The following is a 17,159-nucleotide window of genomic DNA, read 5'->3' on the forward strand; positions in this document are numbered from 1 at the left end:
CGGTGGCGCGGCCGTCGCACCGACGCAAAAGCCACACAACCACAGCGCGAGTCGACGCATCGCAGATGTCCGTCCGGTGAGCCGTGACGATCAACGCCGCAAGGCACGGCGGCCGAACACGCTCAGTCTCGCCGCCCGAACCGCGCCATGCTGCCGAACACGCCGTCGCGCCGCACCCATGCGTGAAACAGCGCCGCGGCAACGTGCAGCAGCACCGTCGCGAACAGCAGCCGCGCGGCCCAGCCGTGCGCGTCGCGCAACCATGCGTACAGCGCGGGGTCCTGCGGCGCGATCGCCGGCAGGTGCACGCCGCCGAACAGCACGATGGGATAGCCGCCGGCCGACAGCATCGCCCAGCCGGCGAGCGGCATCGCGAGCATCAGCGCGTACAGCAGCCAGTGCGACGCGAGCGCGGCGAGCACCTGCCAGCGCGGCAGGTCGGCCGGCAGCGGCGGCGGCCGGTGACGCAGACGGTTGACGAGCCGCACGACGACGAGCACGAGGATCGCGATGCCGAGCGGGCGGTGAAGGTCGATCAGCCACGGCCGGTTCGCGACCGACGCCACCATGCCGACGCCGACGAACAGCATCGCGACGATCAGCGGCGCCATCGTCCAGTGCAGCACGCGCGCGGTCAGGTTGAAACGCTCGTGGCCGTTCATTGCGCACCTCCCCGGCCGGTCGCTTCCGGCGCGCGGCCGTGCGCGATCTCGCGCTCGCGGCGGTTGAACGACTGCGAATAGACGGCCGAACGTGCGGCGAGGATCGGGTCGTCAGATCCGGCGATACCGGTCGGCAGTATCAGTGGGTCGTAGTTCACATCGCGGCATCGCCCGCTCGCCTGCGGTTCGGCGCGCGTGAGTTCCAGCGTGCCGGCGACGACGCGCTCGCGATCGTCGGGCCACGCCTGCGAGGCGTCGTTCACCGCGTCGCCGGGCGCGGCGATCGTCAGCACCATGTCCCAGGCGAGCGGCGCCGCGATCAGCCGCGCGTTGAGATCGTCCGCGAGAAAATCGGCGTCGGCCTGGTCGCGCTGCGCGGATTCGAGCGGCGCGAACGGCAGCTGCGGGCGCATCGACCAGCGCACGTAGCGCGCGCTGCCGTCGGCCGCGGTGAAGACAAACGCGTTGACGCCGTTGTACTCGGTATTGCCCCAGCTGTTCGACCACGGCGCCGACGCGGCCCATGCCTGGAATTTTTTCACTTCGGGATATTGCGCAACGAACGCGGCGAGCTTCGCCGGGTCGGGCTTGCCGGTCTTGGGGTCGGGCGCGGACGCGAGCGACTGCGCGTGGAAGCCTTCCGGCGTCGCGACCGGAAAGAACGGAAAACTGTTCATCGCCGTGCGCCATTCCTGCCCGTCGTCGGTGCGCAGGAGCAGCGCGAGGCTGCGCACGCGCGCCTTCGCGTCGGCGCCGTGCGGATCGCCGCCGGCGATCGAGAATCGGCCGAGCACCGGCGTTTCCTTCTGCGCGAACACGCGCGCCGACGACAGCGCGACGGCCGCGCCATTCGCGCGAAACGTGCCGTACACGCACACGCCTTTCGCATGCGCGCGGCGAAAACCCGGGTGCGGCGCGCCGATCGCTTCGATCGCGTCGGTCATGCGCTGCGCGGTGAGGCCGCCGCCGATCCAGCCGGCCGTCCAGGCGAGCGCGCCGGCCGCGGCGAGCACGATCGCGCCGATGCCGAGCAGGGCGGGAGCGGGATTCGGCGAACCCGGCGGCGCGCTTTCGTCGGGCACGGCCGCGGGCGAGGCGTCGACGGGCGGCGGGGCTGCGGGCACATCGGGATCGGTCGGCAACGACGGCGGATCGGGCTCGTGCATGGCGGATTCCTCTCGCGGGCGGTGGCAGATAGACCCTGGCGGAACGTGATGTCTTTCAGGAAGCCATCGTAGCGCGCGGCCGCGCTTCAGGGGCGAGCTATGTCTGCTCCGGCATCCATGTCTACGGAAGTCCGGCTTCGCTGGAAAGACGTTCGCGAGCGCGGCCTTTCAACCAAGCCGTCATACCGGCGAAGGCCGGTATGACGGGCAAGAGCGAAGCCAAAGTTCTTCGAACGCAACTTCAACTTCAGACGATCGCGTTGGCGGCGCACCCGGAACGAAACCAAGAGTTCAAACCCGGCTACGAGAAGTTGCGACACCCAAGGATGCTCAGCTCCCGCTTTATGACCTGGCGTACCGTTTCACCGCTTATCGAGTCGATGACGGCATGATCGACGACCGGGAGGCGCTGACGGTCCGCAGATTTTCAAACAATCTTCTCAATGTAAAGATGGAGACATTATTGCGATTCAGGGGCTGGCGATTGCATGACCTGGTAGCGGTCAGTGCTTCTTCTGTTTCTACGTTACGACGCAGTACCGAAATCTTGCTTCGATGCCCCTCCGTCTCCTCCATTCTCGGCCTCAGACCACTGCGCCGTCGCCACCAGCCCATTCGCCAGCAAGAACTCCCGAAAGTCCGTCTCGGCATGATCCCCGACGAGCTGCCGTTCCCAATGCTGCACCAGCGCAGGCAGTTCCGCCTCGCGTCCAAGCAGCGTCGCCAGGGCCACGACCTTCATCGCGCGAACGCCGAGCGACGGTGCGTGCAGCGAAACGGTCGGATGGTCGAACGACAGCAGATCGAACGCCGCTTGCGGGTCCGAATAGGTCGCCCAGTACGACAATGCGTAGCGTTCGACGCCGTCGACGATCGCCTCGACGGTCGGCGTGACGTCGGCGGCTTCGAACACCGGATGGCTGGCCCAGGCTCCGAGCGCGAGATTGCCGAGTTCGATGCCCAGCGTCGATGTCTCCTTGCTGCGCGCATCGATCAGTCGCGTGGGATGCGCGGCGATGTACTGCATCACCGCGTCGAGCCGGATCGACGCCGCGACGTTGACGGTGAAGTAGCCCGCGTAGTTGGCGATCAGGATATGCAGCACCTGCCTGCCGCCTGGCGTCTTGCGATAGCACGCGCGTGACTTCGGCCGGAGCACGAATCCGTACGGCGCGACGCCACGGCCGATGCCTTCGACGACGGCATCGCGCAGTTCCTTCAGCGACACGGGCGGCTCCTCGCTTCGACGTTTGGTGTTTACCCCGATCGACTCAGTGCGCGAAGAACCCGAGCAGCAACATGACGGGCACGATAGCCGCGATCAACGCGAAGAGTGCGAAAAGCACCAGTACGACGGTCTGCATCGACGAGCGTTCCAGCGCCGTACGAACTATTCGCTCGAAGAGGTATTCAATCATGGTTGTGCAGGTGCGCAGTCGTCGGCATGGCGGGCACAGTGCCAGTCCGGGACGACTGCAGCAAGCCTCGTCGCTGCCGATGCCGCGAGCCTTGGCTTCGCGCAAATTGGAGTTGCAACGACGACGCAGGCGGCGGATCGCGCCCTGGCGTTCCGCCGGGCCGGCAAGCAGAATCGTCCGCAGCCGATCTACGCCACGAGCCTTCGCCATGTCCCGCGCCATCGCCCCCGCACAAATTGCCGATTCCCTCACCGAGCTGTGGTCGCCGCGCGTGGTCGCGGAACTCGACGACTCGTACGTCAAGGTCGCCAAGGTCCACGGCGCGATCGGGTGGCACAGCCACGAGCACGAGGACGAATTGTTCGTCGTGCTCAAGGGCCATCTGCGCATCGACATGGAAGACGGGCCGGTGGATCTGCGCGACGGTGAGCTGTTCGTCGTGCCCAAAGGCGTGCGCCACAATCCGAGCGCGCAGGAGATATGCCTCGTCATGCTGATCGAGCGCAAGACGACGCTGCATACGGGCGATGTCGTCAACGACAAGACGCGCTCGCTCGCAGAGCAGTTGCGGCCGGTGTAGACGCGGGATTGCGGCGAATGCCGCGCATGCGCATGGCCGTCATGTAGCGCCGCGATGATGGCGCCCGACATGACGGCGCGCGGGGGGCGCATGAAACCGGCAAAGTATCGATGGTTCGCGGCGTCGGCGTTCGCGCTGGCCGGTTCTGTGGCGACGGCCGCCGACCACATCGTCGAAGTCGGCCGCGACGGGCTGACGTTTACGCCGGGGCTGCTGACGATTCGCCGCGGCGACACGGTGACCTTCGTCAACATCATCGGCAACCACAACGTGGTCGCGTCGAGCGGCGCGTTCCGCTGCGCGAACGGCTGCGACGGCGCCGGCGGCAACGGCAATCTGTCGGTTGACCTATGGCGCGCGACGGTGCAGTTCGATCGCGTCGGCACGTTCGGCTATTACTGCCAGGCGCACGGCGATCCCGACGGCGGCGGCATGTACGGTTCGATCACCGTGGTCGACGACGCCCCGGCGTTCGCGATCACGCCGGCGATCACCGGCAACTGGTACGACCCGGCGCAGAACGGCCACGGCTTCCAGCTGGAGATGATCTCGCCGACGCTGGTCACGGCGTTCTGGTTCACGTTCGACAACGCGGGCAATCCCGCGTGGCTCGTCGGCAGCGGCACGGTGGACGGCGATCGCATCGTCATGGCCGTGAACCGTTCGACGGGCGGCCGTTTTCCGCCGAACTTCGACGCGGCGGCGATCGTGAATCGGCCTTGGGGCACGTGGACGTTGACGTTCGGCGGGTGCGACGCGGGAAGGGTGGAGTGGGTGACGAGCGATCCGTCGTTTACGACGCCGGGGGTGTTGTCGTTGAAGCGGCTGACGCAAATTCAAGGGGTGGGTTGTTTGTAGTCGTCTCGCCGGTATGACGAGCCGGGCAAATGCACGATCGAGCGCTGGATTCCGGCGTTCAAGACCAAGGCGTCACGGTAGCGACGAAAACCAAAACTCGACGAGATCATGCGCGCCGCCCCCTCATCCCAACCTTCTCCCCCAACGCGGTTGGGGGAGAAGGCGCCGAGGATTCAGGCGTCGCGGTGCTTTAGCCCTCTCCTCCAAGCTTGCTTGGGGGAGAGGGTTGGGACAGGGGGCGACGCCGAAGTCTTCGTTGCTCTGACGGAAAAATACACTCGCCGCCACTGTGAACATTTATTCCGGACGGCAGTGGGTTTTTGCCGGGATGACGAGCTAAGAAAAGTCGATTTAAAAAAGGCGATATGGATTCCTCCATATCGCCTCATTGTTTACCCGGATAAAGCGACGGCCTGGATCGCTCGCCTCCTGCGCTGCCGCACCCCGCCTGCAACCACCAGCCCCAGCACCAGCATCATCAACCCGAACGTTCCGAGCCCCGGCACCGCCGTGACGTTGTTCGCCGGAATCATCGGGGTCGTGTCGGTCGCGCTGTTGTCGGTCGGGTCCGGGTCCGGCGTGTCGCTGGTCGCCGTCGCCGTGTTCGTGACCGTGAGGCCGCCCGTGTAGCTCATCGGCACTTCGTACACCGCGCTGATCGTGGCGGTGGCGCCCGCCGCCAGCGTGCCGAGCGTGCATGGGAATCCGGCATTGCACGGCGCGCTCGCCGAGACGAACGTCAGGCCCGCCGGCGTCGGGTCGGCGATGCGCGCGTTCAGCGCGTCCGACGGTCCCGCGTTCGACACCGTCACCGTGTACGTCACACGACCGCCCTGCCGCACCGTCACGCCGCCGTCCGATTTGGTCACCGTGAGGTTCGCCGAACCCGTGCCGAGCGGCGTCGGAATCGTGCCGCTGTTGTTGTTCGGGTTCGGGTCGGTCGTCGGGCTCGTGACGTTCGCCGTGTTCACGATCGGGTTCGGGCCCGTGTACGACGCCGGCACCCCGAGCACGAGGGCGATCGTGCTGCTCGCGCCGTTCGCGAACGTCGCCCGCGTGCACGTCAGCGTCGTGCCCGCGACGCCGCACGACCAGCCCGCGCCCGTCGCGCTGACGTAGGTGAGCCCGGCCGGGAACGGATCGACGACGCTCACGTTCGACGCGTCGCTCGGTCCCGCGTTCGACACGGTCAGCGTGTACGCGATCGTGCCGCCGGGGCCTGCCACGCCGTTGCCGTCGTCCTTGACGATCGAGAGGTCGGCCGCTTCGCCCACCGGCACGTCGACCGTGCCGCTGCAGTGCGTCGCCTGCGGACAGCTCGCGTCGCCGCCGCCGGTGACGGTCGCGGTGTTCGTCACCACGCCGACGGCCGAGGCGATCGGCGTCACCGGAATCGTGAAGCTCACGCTCGCGCCGGCGGCGAGGCCGGCCGGTATCACGCACGTCACGCTCTGGCCGGTCGCGGTGCAGCCTTGCGGCGTCGCGCCGATCGCGAGCGACGCCGGCACCGGATCGGTCACGCTCGCCGCGGCCGTGGTCGCGGCGCTGCCGGCGTTCGTCACGACGATCGTGTAGCTCGCCGCTTCGCCGACGGTGAAGTTCGCCACGCTCGCGGTCTTGACGATGTTGAGCAGCGGCGCGTCGACCGGTGTCGCCGTGTCGCTCGCGCAGTGCGCTTCCTGCGGGCAGCTCGGATCGCCGCCGCCCGACACCTGCGCGACGTTGACGAGCACGCTGCCGCTCGCGGCCGGCGTCGGCGTCACCGGGATGACGAACGCGACCGGCGCATTCGGCGCGAGGCCGGCGGCGATCGTGCACGTCACCTGCTGGCCGCTCGCGCCGCAGCCGGCCGGTATCGCGCCGAGCGCGAGGCTGCTCGGGACGTTGTCGGTCACCGTGGCGATCTGCGTCGTCGGCGCGCTGCCGGTGTTCGTCACGGTCAGCGTGTAGCTCGCGGGCGTGCCGACGACGAAGACGCCGGCGCTCGCGGTCTTGACGATCGTGAGCTGCGCCGCGTCGACCGGCACCGTGACCGAACCGGAGCAGTGCGCCGCGGCAGGGCAGGTGGGATCGCCGCCGCCCGACACGCTCGCGACGTTGACGACGCTCGTGCCGCTCGCCGCGGCCGTCGGCGTCACCGTCAGCGTGAAGCTCGCGCTCGCGTTGGGCACGAGGCCCGCCGCGATCGTGCACGTCACCTGCTGGCCGCTCGCGCCGCAGCCGGCCGGCACGTTGCCGATCGTCAGCGTGCCCGGCACGTTGTCGGTGACCGTCGCCGCCGCGGTGGTCGCCGCGGAGCCGACGTTCGTCACGACGATCGTGTAGCTCGCGCCCTGGCCGACGACGAACGCGTTGGCGCTCGCGGTCTTCGTCACGTTCAACTGCGGCGCGTCGACCGGCACGTCGATGCTGCCGCTGCAATGCGCCGCGGCCGGGCACGTCGGATCGCCGCCGCCCGAAACCGTCGCGGTGTTCGCCACCGTCGTACCGCTCGCGGCGGCCGTCGGCGTCACCGGTATCACGAAGCTCACCGGGCTGTTCGTCGCCAGGCCCGCGGCGATCGTACAGGTGACCGTCTGGCCCGCGGCGGTGCAGCCGGTCGGCAGCGTGCCGATCGCGAGCGACGCGGCGATCGTGTCGCTGATCGTCGCGGGCGCGGTGGTCGCGGCGCTGCCGGTGTTGGTCACGGTCAGCGTGTAGCTCGCCGCCGCGCCGACGACGAACACGCCGCCGCTCGCGGTCTTGACGAGCGTCAGCTGCGGCGCGTCGACCGGCGTGTCGACCGTGCTCGAACACGTCGCCGCGCCCGGGCACGTCGGATCGCCGCCGCCGGTCACCGTCGCGGTGTTCGTCAGCGTCGAACCGCTCGCGGCGGCCGTCGCGGTCACGGGGATCGTGAACACCACCGGCGTGTTCGTCGGCAGGCCCGCGGCGATCGTGCAGGTAACCTGCGAACCCGTCGCCGTGCAGTTGGACGGCAAAGTACCCAATGTCAAATTGGCAGGAATATTGTCGCCGACCGTGATCGCCGTCGTGGTCGCGGCGGTGCCGGTGTTCGTCACCGTGAGGCTGTAGCTCGCCGGCACGCCGACCACGAAATTGTTGCTGCTCGCGGTCTTCACGATCGTCACGCGCGGCGCGTTGACCGGCGCGACGACCGTGCTCGAACAGCGCGCGGCGGCCGGGCAGCCCGGATCGCCGCCGCCGTTGACCGTGGCGGTGTTCGAGAGCGTCGAGCCGCTCGCGGCGGCCGTCGGCGTCACGGCGATCGTGAACGCGACCGGCGAGCCCGTCGCGAGACCCGCGGCGATCGTGCACGTGACCGTCTGACCCGCGACCGCGCAATCGGGCGACACCGCGCCGATCGTCAGGTTGCCCGGCACCGTGTCGCTGACCGTCGCGGCCTGCGTCGTCGCGGCGCTGCCGGTGTTCGTCACCGTCAGCGTGTACGAGGCCGGTACGCCGACGACGAAGCTCGGTGCGCTCGCGGTCTTGACGATCGTGAGCGCCGGCGCGTTGACCGGCGTCGTGACCGTGCTCGTGCAGTGCGACGCGCCCGGACAGCTCGGATCGCCGCCGCCGTTGACGGTCGCGGTGTTGACGAGCTGCTGGCCGTTCGCGGCGGCGGTCGGCGTGACCGGAATCGTGAAGCTCGCCGGCGTGCCGGTCGCGAAGCCCGCGGCGATCGTGCACGTCACGGTCTGGCCCGACGCGGTGCAGCCGGCCGGCAGCGTGCCGATGACGAGGTCTGCCGGAATCGTGTCGCTGACGGTGGCCGCGCTCGTCGTCGCCGCCGAACCGGTGTTCGTCACCGTGAGGATGTAGTCGCCGGGCACGCCGACGACGAAGTTCGTCGGATTCGCGGTTTTCACGAGCGTCAGTTGCGCGGCGTTGACCGGCGTCGTCACCGTGCCCTGGCAGCGCGTCGCGAGCGGACCGCCGGTCGGGCAGCCCGGATCGCCGCCGCCGGACACGGTCGCATCGTTCGTCACCGACAGGCCGTTCAAGCTCGCCTGCGGCGTGACCGGAATGTCGAACGTCACCGGCGCACCGCTCGCCAGGCCCGCGGCGATGGTGCACGTCACGGTCTGCGCGACCGCGCTGCAGGCGGCCGGCAGCGTGCCGATCGTCAGGCCGCCCGGCAGCGTGTCGCCGATCGTCGCGACGGTCGTGGTCGCCGCCGTGCCGTTGTTCGTCACGGTGAGGCGGTACGCAGCCGGCACGCCGACGACGAACGTCGACGGCAGTGCGGTCTTGACGATCGCGAGCTGCGGCGCCGACACGGTGTTCGACGTCGTGCCGGTGCAATGCGCGTCGATCGGACACGTCGCGTCGCCGCCGCCGTTCGCGACGGCGCTGTTGGTCAGGTTCTGACCGTCGACGCTCGCCTGCGGCGTGACCGGAATCGTGTACGTCAGTGCGTTGCCCGGCGAGACGCCGGCCGGAATCGCGCACGTCACGACCTGGCCGATGCTCGTGCATTCGGCCGGCAGGATGCCGAGCGTGAGGCCGGTCGGAATCGTGTCGGTCACGGTGCCCGCGAGCGTGTCGGCCTGGCCGTTGTTCGTCACGGTGATGACGTACGTCGTCTGCACGCCGACGACGAAGCTGCCGGTGAGCGTCTTCGTCACGTCGAGACGCGGCGCGTTGACCGGCGTCGTGACGGACGCCGAACAGTGCGCGGCGGCCGGGCAGGTGGCGTCGCCGCCGCCCGAGGCCGTGGCCGTGTTGACGGCCGGCGAAGGCGTGCCCGGCGCGATGGCCACCGGCACGCCGATCGGTTGCGCGTTCGAACCCGGCAGCAGCACCACGTTCGACGTGCACGACACATTCGTCGTCGTGCTCGCCGCGCAGTTCCAGCCGGCGCCCGTCGGCGTGCCGCTCGCGGTGATGCCGGCCGGCAGCGGATCGTCGATCGTTATCGCGCCGCTCGTGCTCGACGTGCCGGCGTTGCGCACCTGCAGCGTGTAGCTCGCCGGCTGGCCGACGGCGAACGTCGTCGGCGTGGTCGTCTTGGTCACGGCGAGCTGCGGTGCGCCGCTGTCGCTGTTCGTGACGGTCGAGCTGCGCGTGCACGGCGGCGCGGTGCATGTCGCCGTCGCCGGCGGCGTGACCGTCGCGGTGTTCGCGATCGTGCCGGTGGCCGACAGGTCGACCGTGCCGTTGATCGCGATGGCGAGGCTGTCGCCCGCGCCGAGCGCGACGTTCGCCAGCGCGATGGCGTTGCCGGTACCGGTCGCGCCGGTGCCGCTCGCCGTCGTGTCGCAGTCGGCGCCCGTGCCGGTCGCCGTGCACGTCCAGCCGCTGACCGCGACGATGCCGGGCACCGTGTCGACGACGCCGACGCCCGCGAGCGGACTCGGCCCGTTGTTCACGACGCTGATCGTGTACGAGATCGCCTGGCCCGGCAGGTACGTGCCGTTCGGCGTCGCGGTCTTGGTGATGACGAGATCGGCGACGACCGTCACCGGCACGTCGACGCTCGAGCCGCAGTGCGCCGCGCCGGGGCACGACGGATCGCCGCCGCCGGCGACGGTCGCGCTGTTCGTCAGCGTCGTGTTGCCGGCAGCCGCGGTCGCGGTGACCGGCAGCGTGAAGCTGGCCGACGCACCGACGGCGAGGCCTGCCGGAATCGTGCACGTCACGGTCGCGCCGGCGTTCGTGCAGCCGGCCGGCAGCGTGCCGAGCGTGAGGTTCGCCGGCAGCGTGTCGGTGACCGTCGCGGCGGCGTTCGTCGCGGCCGTGCCGTTGTTCGTCGCGGTCAGCACGTAGCTCGCCGGCACGCCGACGACGAACGTCGTCGGGTTCGCGGTCTTGACGAGGTCGAGGCGCGGCGCGACGACCGGTGTCGTGGTCGTGCTCGTGCAGTGCGCGGCGGCCGGGCAGCCCGGATCGCCGCCGCCGGAGACCGTCGCGGTGTTGCTGAGCGACTGGCCGTTCGCGGCGGCGGTCGGCGTGACCGGGATGACGAATGCCGTGTTCGCACCGGCCGCGAAGCCGCTCGCGATCGTGCAGGTGACGACGTTGCCGGCGTTGCTGCAACCCGCGGGCATCGCGCCGAGCAGAAGCGTGCCGGGAACGGTGTCGCTGATCGTCGCGGCCTGCGTCGTGGCGGCCGTGCCGCTGTTCGTGACGGTCAGCGTGTAGCTCGCCGGTACGCCGACGACAAAAGTTCCACTACTGGCGGTTTTGACGATATCCAGTTGTGGCGCATTGGTCGGTGTCGTCGTGGTGCTGGTGCAGTGGCCGGCGCCGGGGCAGGTCGGATCGCCGCCGCCGGAGACGGTCGCGGTGTTGGTCAGCGTCGTGCCGTTGGCGGCGGGCGTCGGCGTGACCGGGATGACGAAGCTCGTGTTCGCGCCGGCGGCGAAGCCCGCGGCGATCGTGCAGGTGACGGTCTGTCCCGCGGCAGAGCAGCCGGCCGGCATCGTGCCGAGCGTGAGCGAACCGGGAACGGTGTCGCTGACGGTCACTGTCGCAGTGGTCGCGGCGGTGCCGGTGTTCGTTACCGACAAGGTGTACGACGCCGGCACGCCGACGACGAAGTTCGCCGCGCTCGCGGTCTTGACGATCGTGAGCTGCGCGGCCTGCACCGGCGTGTTGACGGTGCTGGTGCAGCGCGTCGCGGCGGGGCAGGTCGGATCGCCGCCGCCCGAAGCGGTTGCGGTGTTGGTCAGCGTCGTACCGTTCGCGGCGGCGGTCGGCGTCACGGGAATCACGAAGCTCGTGCTCGCACCGGTGGCGAGACCCGCGGCGATCGTGCAGGTGACGTTCTGGCCGGCATTGGTGCAGCCGGCCGGGATCGCGCCGAGCGTGAGGTTCGTCGGGATCGTGTCGCTGACCGTCGTCGCGGCAGTCGTCGCCGCGGTGCCGTTGTTCGTGACGGTCAACGTGTAACTCGCCGGCACGCCGACGACGAAGTTCGGCGCGCTCGCGGTCTTGGTGATCGTCAGCGCAGGCGAGTTGACGGGGGTATTGGTCGTGCTGGTGCAGCTCGGGTCGCCGGGGCAACCCGGATCGCCGCCGCCGGAGACCGTCGCGGTGTTCGACAGCGACTGGTTGTTGGCCGCGGGCGTCGGCGTGACCGGGATGACGAAGCTGACCGGCGTGCCGGTCGCAAGGCCCGCGGGGATCGTGCAGGTGACGAGATTGCCGGTGGCCGTGCAGCCGGCCGGTAGCGTGCCGAGCGTCAGCGACGCCGGCACGTTGTCGGTGATCGTCGTCGCGGCGGTCGTCGGCGCGGTGCCGTTGTTGGTGACGGTCAGCGTGTAGCTGCCCGGCACGCCGACGACGAAGTTGCCGCTCGCGGTTTTGACGAGGGTCAGTCGCGGCGCCTGGACCGGCGTGTTGGTGGTGTCGGTGCAGCGCGCGTCGGCCGGGCAGGTCGGATCGCCGCCACCGTTCACCGTCGCGGTGTTCGTCAGCGTCGTGCCGTTCGCGGCGGCGGTCGGCGTGACCGGAATGACGAAGCTGACCGGCGTGCCGGTCGCGAGACCCGCCGGGATCGTGCAGGTGACGACGTTACCGGCGGCGGTACAGCCGGCGGGCAGCGTGCCGAGCGTGAGCGTGGCCGGGACGTTGTCGGTGACCGTCGTGGCGGCCGTGGTCGCGGCCGTACCCGTGTTCGTGACGGTCAGCGTGTAGCTCGCCGGCACACCGACGACGAAGTTCGAACCGCTGGCCGACTTGTCGATCGAGAGCGCGGGTGCGTCGACCGGCGTCGTCGTGGTGCTCGAGCAATGCGGCTGGCCCGGGCAGCTCGGATCGCCGCCGCCCGACACCGATGCGGTGTTCGACAGGTTCTGGCCGATCGCGGCAGCGGTCGGCGTCACCGGAATCACGAACGACGTGCTCGCACCGTTCGCAAGACCCGCGGCGATCGTGCACGTCACGGTCTGGCCGGTGCGCGTGCAGCCGGCCGGCAAGGTGCCGATGACGAGATCGCCGGGGACGACGTCGCTGACGGTCGCGGCCGAGGTCGTCGGTGCCGTGCCGTTATTCGTGACGGTCAGCGTGTAGGTGCCTTGCACGCCGACGACGAAGTTGCCGCTGGCGGTCTTGACGATGTCGAGGCGCGGCGCGTTGACCGGCGTGGTGACGCTCGGCGTGCAGCGCGACGCGAACGGACCGCCGGTCGGACAGCTCGGATCGCCGCCGCCGGACGCCGTCGCGGTGTTGTTGACCGACAGGCCGTTGACGCTCGCGTCCGGCGTGACCGGGATCGCGAACGCGACCGGCGCGCCGGTGGCGAGACCCGCAGGCACGGTGCACGTGACGACCTGGCCCGCAGCGCTACAGCCGGCCGGCAGCGTGCCGATCGAAAGACCGGTCGGGATCGTGTCGGTGATCGTCGTGATCGCGGTGGTTGCCGCGGTACCCGTGTTCGTCAGCGTCAGCGTGTAGTTCGCCTGGACGCCGACGACGAAGGTGCTCGGCGCGCTCTTGGCGAGCGTGAGCTGCGGCGCGTCGACGGTGTCGGTCGTCGTGCCGTGGCAGTGCGCCGCGGCCGGGCAGGACGGATCGCCGCCGCCGTTGACGACGGCGTTGTTCGACACGCTCTGGCCGGTGATCGAGGTCTGCGGCGTGATCGGAATCGTGTACGACACCGAACCGCCGACCGAGATGCCGGCCGGGATCTGGCAGGTGACGACTTGTCCCGCACTCGTGCAGCCGGCCGGCAACACACCGAGCGTCAGGCCGTTCGGCACGGTATCGGTGATCGTGCCGGCAAGCGTGTCGGCGAGACCGTTGTTGGTGACGGTCAGCACATAGTTCGTTGGTACACCGACGATCAGGTTGCCTTGCAGGGTCTTCACGAGATCCAGGCGCGGCGCGTTGATCGGCGTCGTGACGGAGCCTTGGCAATGTGCAGCAGCCGGGCACGTCGCATCGCCGCCGCCCGACGCGGTCGCGGTGTTGACCGACGGTTGCGCGGCGCCGGCGTTGACCATGACCGGCACGCTGATGACCGGCGCGCTCGACCCCGGCGGCAGCACGGCCGTCGTGGAGCACGAGACGGTGGTCGTGGTGCTCGCGGCGCAGTTCCAGCCGGTGCCGCTCGGCGTCGCGGTGATCACGATGCTCGCGGGCATCGGATCGTTCACGCTGATGGTGCCCGACGTGCTCGACGTGCCGGTGTTGGACACCTGGATCGAGTACGTGCCGGCCTGGCCGATGGCGAAGGTCGTCGGCGTCGCGGTCTTGACCAGCGACAACTGCGGCGTGCCGCCGTCGCTGTTCGTCGTCGTGGACGTGCGCGTGCAGGGTGGCGTCGTGCAGCTCGCCCCCGCCGGCGGCGTCGCGGTCGCGGTGTTGACGATATTGCCGGTCGTCGTCAGCGCGACGGTGCCGTTGACGGTGATCGTCGCGGCGGCGCCGGCGGCGAGTGCCACATTGTTCAAAGCGATGCCGTTGCCGGAACCGCTCGCGCCGGTGCCGGCCGCGGTCGTGTCGCAGTCGGAACCCGCCGGGGCCGCGCAGGTCCACGTCGTGCCGGTGACCGACGCCGGCACGGTGTCGGCGATCGATACGCCGCTCACGGCCGCCGCGCCGGTGTTCGTCACGACGATCGACCAACTGATCGGCTGACCGGCGAGATAGGTGCCGCTCGGCGTCGCGGTCTTCGTGATGGACAAATCCACGAGTGCGGTATTGGTAAACGTACACGCGATGGTCGCGCCGGCCGCGATCGCGGCGGCGTTCAGCGCGACGCTGCGCGTACCGAGGTTCGGCGTCGCGGTGCCGCCGCCGAGGCCGGTGCAGCTGATGCCCGACAGCGTGAAGCCCGGCGTCGCCGTTTCGGTGATCGTCGTCGCCGTGCCGACCGCGGCGAGCGTCTGCGTCGCGCCGGCGACGCCGGTGCCCGGCGTCACGGTCGTGATCGTCTGCGTCGCAAAGCCGTTGGTGCCGGTGAAGGGGAACGCGCCGACGCCGCCGTTGCTCACTTTCGTGATCGTCACGCGCGGCAGGCGCGTATTCGTGAACGTGCAGGTGACGTTCGAGCCCGGCATCGTGAACGAACCCGACGCGCTGGTACCCGACCCCGCGCCGCCGGTGCACGACCAGCTCGACGCGTAGTCGGCGAGCGAGGTCGCGGTGCCGGCGACCTCGGCGATCGTCACGGTCGCGCCGGCCGGGATGTTGTTGAGCGTGCCGGTGCCGCTGTTGCCGACGTTCGTGGCTACCGTCGTGCCGTTGACCGACAGTGTGAACACGCCGGTGTCGGTGGTCGGCGCGAGCGTCTTGACGAGCGTGACGTTGCCGACGCGGCCGTTGGTGTAGGTACAGGTGTAGTCGGTGCCGGGCGTGACGCTGCCGGCCGGAATCGTGTACGTCGTGCCGCTGAGCGAACCGACCGTCGCGACGCCGTCGCTGCACGTCGCGGTCGCGAGCAGGAAGCCCGCCGGAATCGCCGTTTCGTTGATCGTGATCGCGGTGCCCGGCGCGCTGACGCCGTAGGGCTGCGTGCCGGCCGCAGCGTTGCCGTCGACCTGCACCGGCGTGCCGGCGGTCGCGGTCGTCGCGGTGCCGGCGGCCTGCGCGGTGTTCGTCAGTGCAAAAGTGAACGGGCCGCCGGTGCCGCCGACGGTGGTCTTGCTCAGCGTCAGGCAGCCGGGGTCGATCGCCACGCTCGCGCTGTTGTTCGCGCTGCCGCCCGGGGCCGGCGTGGTGAAGCCGGCCTGCGCCGAGTTGCCTTCGGCGAAGACGCCGGTCAGCGTCGCCGATGCGGTGTTGGTGGTCGCCGCGCACGCCGACGTGCCGACGGTACCGGTGATCGTATAGGTCAGCGTGCCGCCGGCCGCGCCGGCGTTGCCGGCCGGCAGGATCGCGGCCGCGCCGATCGCGCCGGTGCCGCTCGCCGCGGGGCAGGTGGGCGCGGGCGTGCCGGTCGCGGCGCACGTCCACGAGAATGCGGTGAAGCCGGCCGGCAGCGCGTCGGCGAGCGTGACCGTCGCGTCGTGCGCGGTGAGGTCGCCGGTGGTCGGGCGCGCGGTGTGGTTGCGGTACGTCACGGTGAACGTCGTGGTGCCGCCCGGCGCCGGGTTTGCGTTCGACGCGCTCTTGGTCGTGCGCACGTCGACGTCGTTGTCGAGGATGACGACCGTGGCGGTCGCCTGCGCCGCCGCGTTGCACGTCGTCGTCGAGCTGAGCACGTAGCCCGGCGAGGTGCCGACCGTGAGGTTGATCGTTTCGTTGTCTTCGACGACGTCGTCGTCGAGCACGTCGAGCACGCCGGTCAGCGGGATCGCGGTCGGCGTCGAATAGCTGCCGGCCGGGATCGTGAACGCGGTGTTCGCGGTGAAGTCGGTGCCGAGCGTCGCGGTGCCCGCGGCGACGTTGATCACGAGCGGCAGTCCGCCGGCCGGTACGGTGCCGACGATCGTGATCGTCGGCTGGGTCGTCGGCTGGCCTTCGCGCGTCGTGAACGTCGACGACGTGAGCTGCAGCACGGGTTTGAGCGTGATGTCGATGTCGTCGAGGAAGTTGCCGACGGTGACGTCGCCGCTGCCGGTGCTGATCGATTCGAAACCGACGCTGTGGTTGCCGGTCGTGCCGGTGAACGTGAACGTGCCGGTGTAGCGGCGCCAGCCGTTGCCGGCGGTCGCCGACGAGCACGACGGCGACGCGATGGTGCCGTCATTCGCCCCGCTGACCGGCCCGTTCGTCGCGGCCATCGTCGTGCCGCCGCACTGCGTGACGCCGCCGGTGCCGTTGGACGTCGTGCTCGCGCGCAGCACCGAGTTGGCGTTGCTGTCGATGTTGAACTCGGCGACGTCGACGACGGAGGTGCTGCCGCGACCGCGGTGGCCGAGCGTGAAGCCGACCGATTCGCCGTTGATCATGCAGACGGTCTGGAACAGGCGCGAACTCGCGCTGGCGTTCAGTTCCGCGTGCTGCAGGCCGGCCAGCGAGGTGACGCCGTTGAAGCCGCCGGACCAGACTTCGATCTGGCCGCCGGTCGTGACGCCCGGCGTCGCGGCCGTGATGTTCGGCGCGCAATAGTTGTTCGTGCCCGGCGCCGGATGCGTCGACGACCAGCCGTTGATCGCGTCGCCGCCGACGATGAAGAAGCAGCTCGTCGCGGCGGCGGGCTGTTCGAAGCTCAGGTTGACGAAGCTGCGTTGGATCTGGGCCGAGGCCGGCAACGCCAGCGCGAGCGCGGCGAATGCGGCCAGGCATCGTGCCGAGCGGGATCGCAGGGCGTGACGCGGGGTTCCCGAAAAAAACGCAAAACCCCACCGAGCCGCCGGCTTTGCGCCGGAGCTGTTGCAAGAATCCAACATTGGTCACCCCTGATTTGACCAGTCCGTCCGTGTCGACGTGCCACCCGCCATGGCGGATTGCGTGCCAACCGTGCGCACAGGTTTGTATTGCCCGCGTGGCGCGGAGCCTACCGAATGGGCAGACAGGAGCGAATGGATTTGAGGTAACACATTGCGCCGGATCTGTGACTTTTTGTGAACTGGATCACAGC

The 17,159-nt window shown here is 69.8% G+C and carries 7 protein-coding genes; 2 read left to right on the forward strand and 5 right to left on the reverse strand.

Features of this window, described 5'->3' with window-relative positions:
- Positions 1-122: 122 nt before the first annotated feature.
- The 4 genes from OD750_RS05880 to OD750_RS05895 form a co-directional block, all read right to left on the reverse strand.
- Entirely contained in the window at positions 123-662 is a 540-nt protein-coding gene (locus tag OD750_RS05880; protein WP_263543332.1) for a cytochrome b, read from the reverse strand.
- Positions 659-1,828, reverse strand: coding sequence for a catalase family peroxidase (locus OD750_RS05885; RefSeq protein ID WP_263543333.1), 1,170 nt, complete (start codon positions 1,826-1,828; stop codon positions 659-661). Before OD750_RS05885 ends, OD750_RS05880 begins: the two co-directional genes overlap by 4 nt.
- A gap of 526 nt (positions 1,829-2,354) precedes the next feature.
- Positions 2,355-3,056, reverse strand: coding sequence for a hypothetical protein (locus tag OD750_RS05890; protein WP_263543334.1), 702 nt, complete (start codon positions 3,054-3,056; stop codon positions 2,355-2,357).
- A gap of 43 nt (positions 3,057-3,099) precedes the next feature.
- Complete coding sequence (locus tag OD750_RS05895) at positions 3,100-3,456, reverse strand: hypothetical protein (RefSeq protein WP_263543335.1); 357 nt, start codon at positions 3,454-3,456, stop codon at positions 3,100-3,102.
- Between OD750_RS05895 and OD750_RS05900 the strand changes: the two genes are divergently transcribed.
- Both OD750_RS05900 and OD750_RS05905 read left to right on the forward strand, forming a co-directional pair.
- A complete protein-coding gene (locus OD750_RS05900) occupies positions 3,455-3,826 on the forward strand; it encodes a cupin domain-containing protein (RefSeq protein ID WP_263543336.1) in 372 nt (123 codons plus the stop codon). The two genes, OD750_RS05895 and OD750_RS05900, sit on opposite strands and share 2 nt — an antisense overlap.
- A 90-nt stretch (positions 3,827-3,916) precedes the next feature.
- Complete coding sequence (locus tag OD750_RS05905; protein ID WP_263543337.1) at positions 3,917-4,684, forward strand: plastocyanin/azurin family copper-binding protein; 768 nt, start codon at positions 3,917-3,919, stop codon at positions 4,682-4,684.
- Between the two features lie 392 nt (positions 4,685-5,076).
- On the opposite strand, the gene OD750_RS05910 is transcribed toward OD750_RS05905, so the two are convergent.
- Positions 5,077-16,830: a DUF11 domain-containing protein gene (locus tag OD750_RS05910; protein ID WP_263543338.1), complete on the reverse strand. Its 11,754-nt coding sequence runs from the start codon at positions 16,828-16,830 to the stop codon at positions 5,077-5,079.
- Positions 16,831-17,159 lie beyond the last annotated feature (329 nt).

Origin of the sequence: Tahibacter soli (genome assembly GCF_025717065.2) — a bacterium.
GTDB lineage: Bacteria > Pseudomonadota > Gammaproteobacteria > Xanthomonadales > Rhodanobacteraceae > Tahibacter > Tahibacter soli.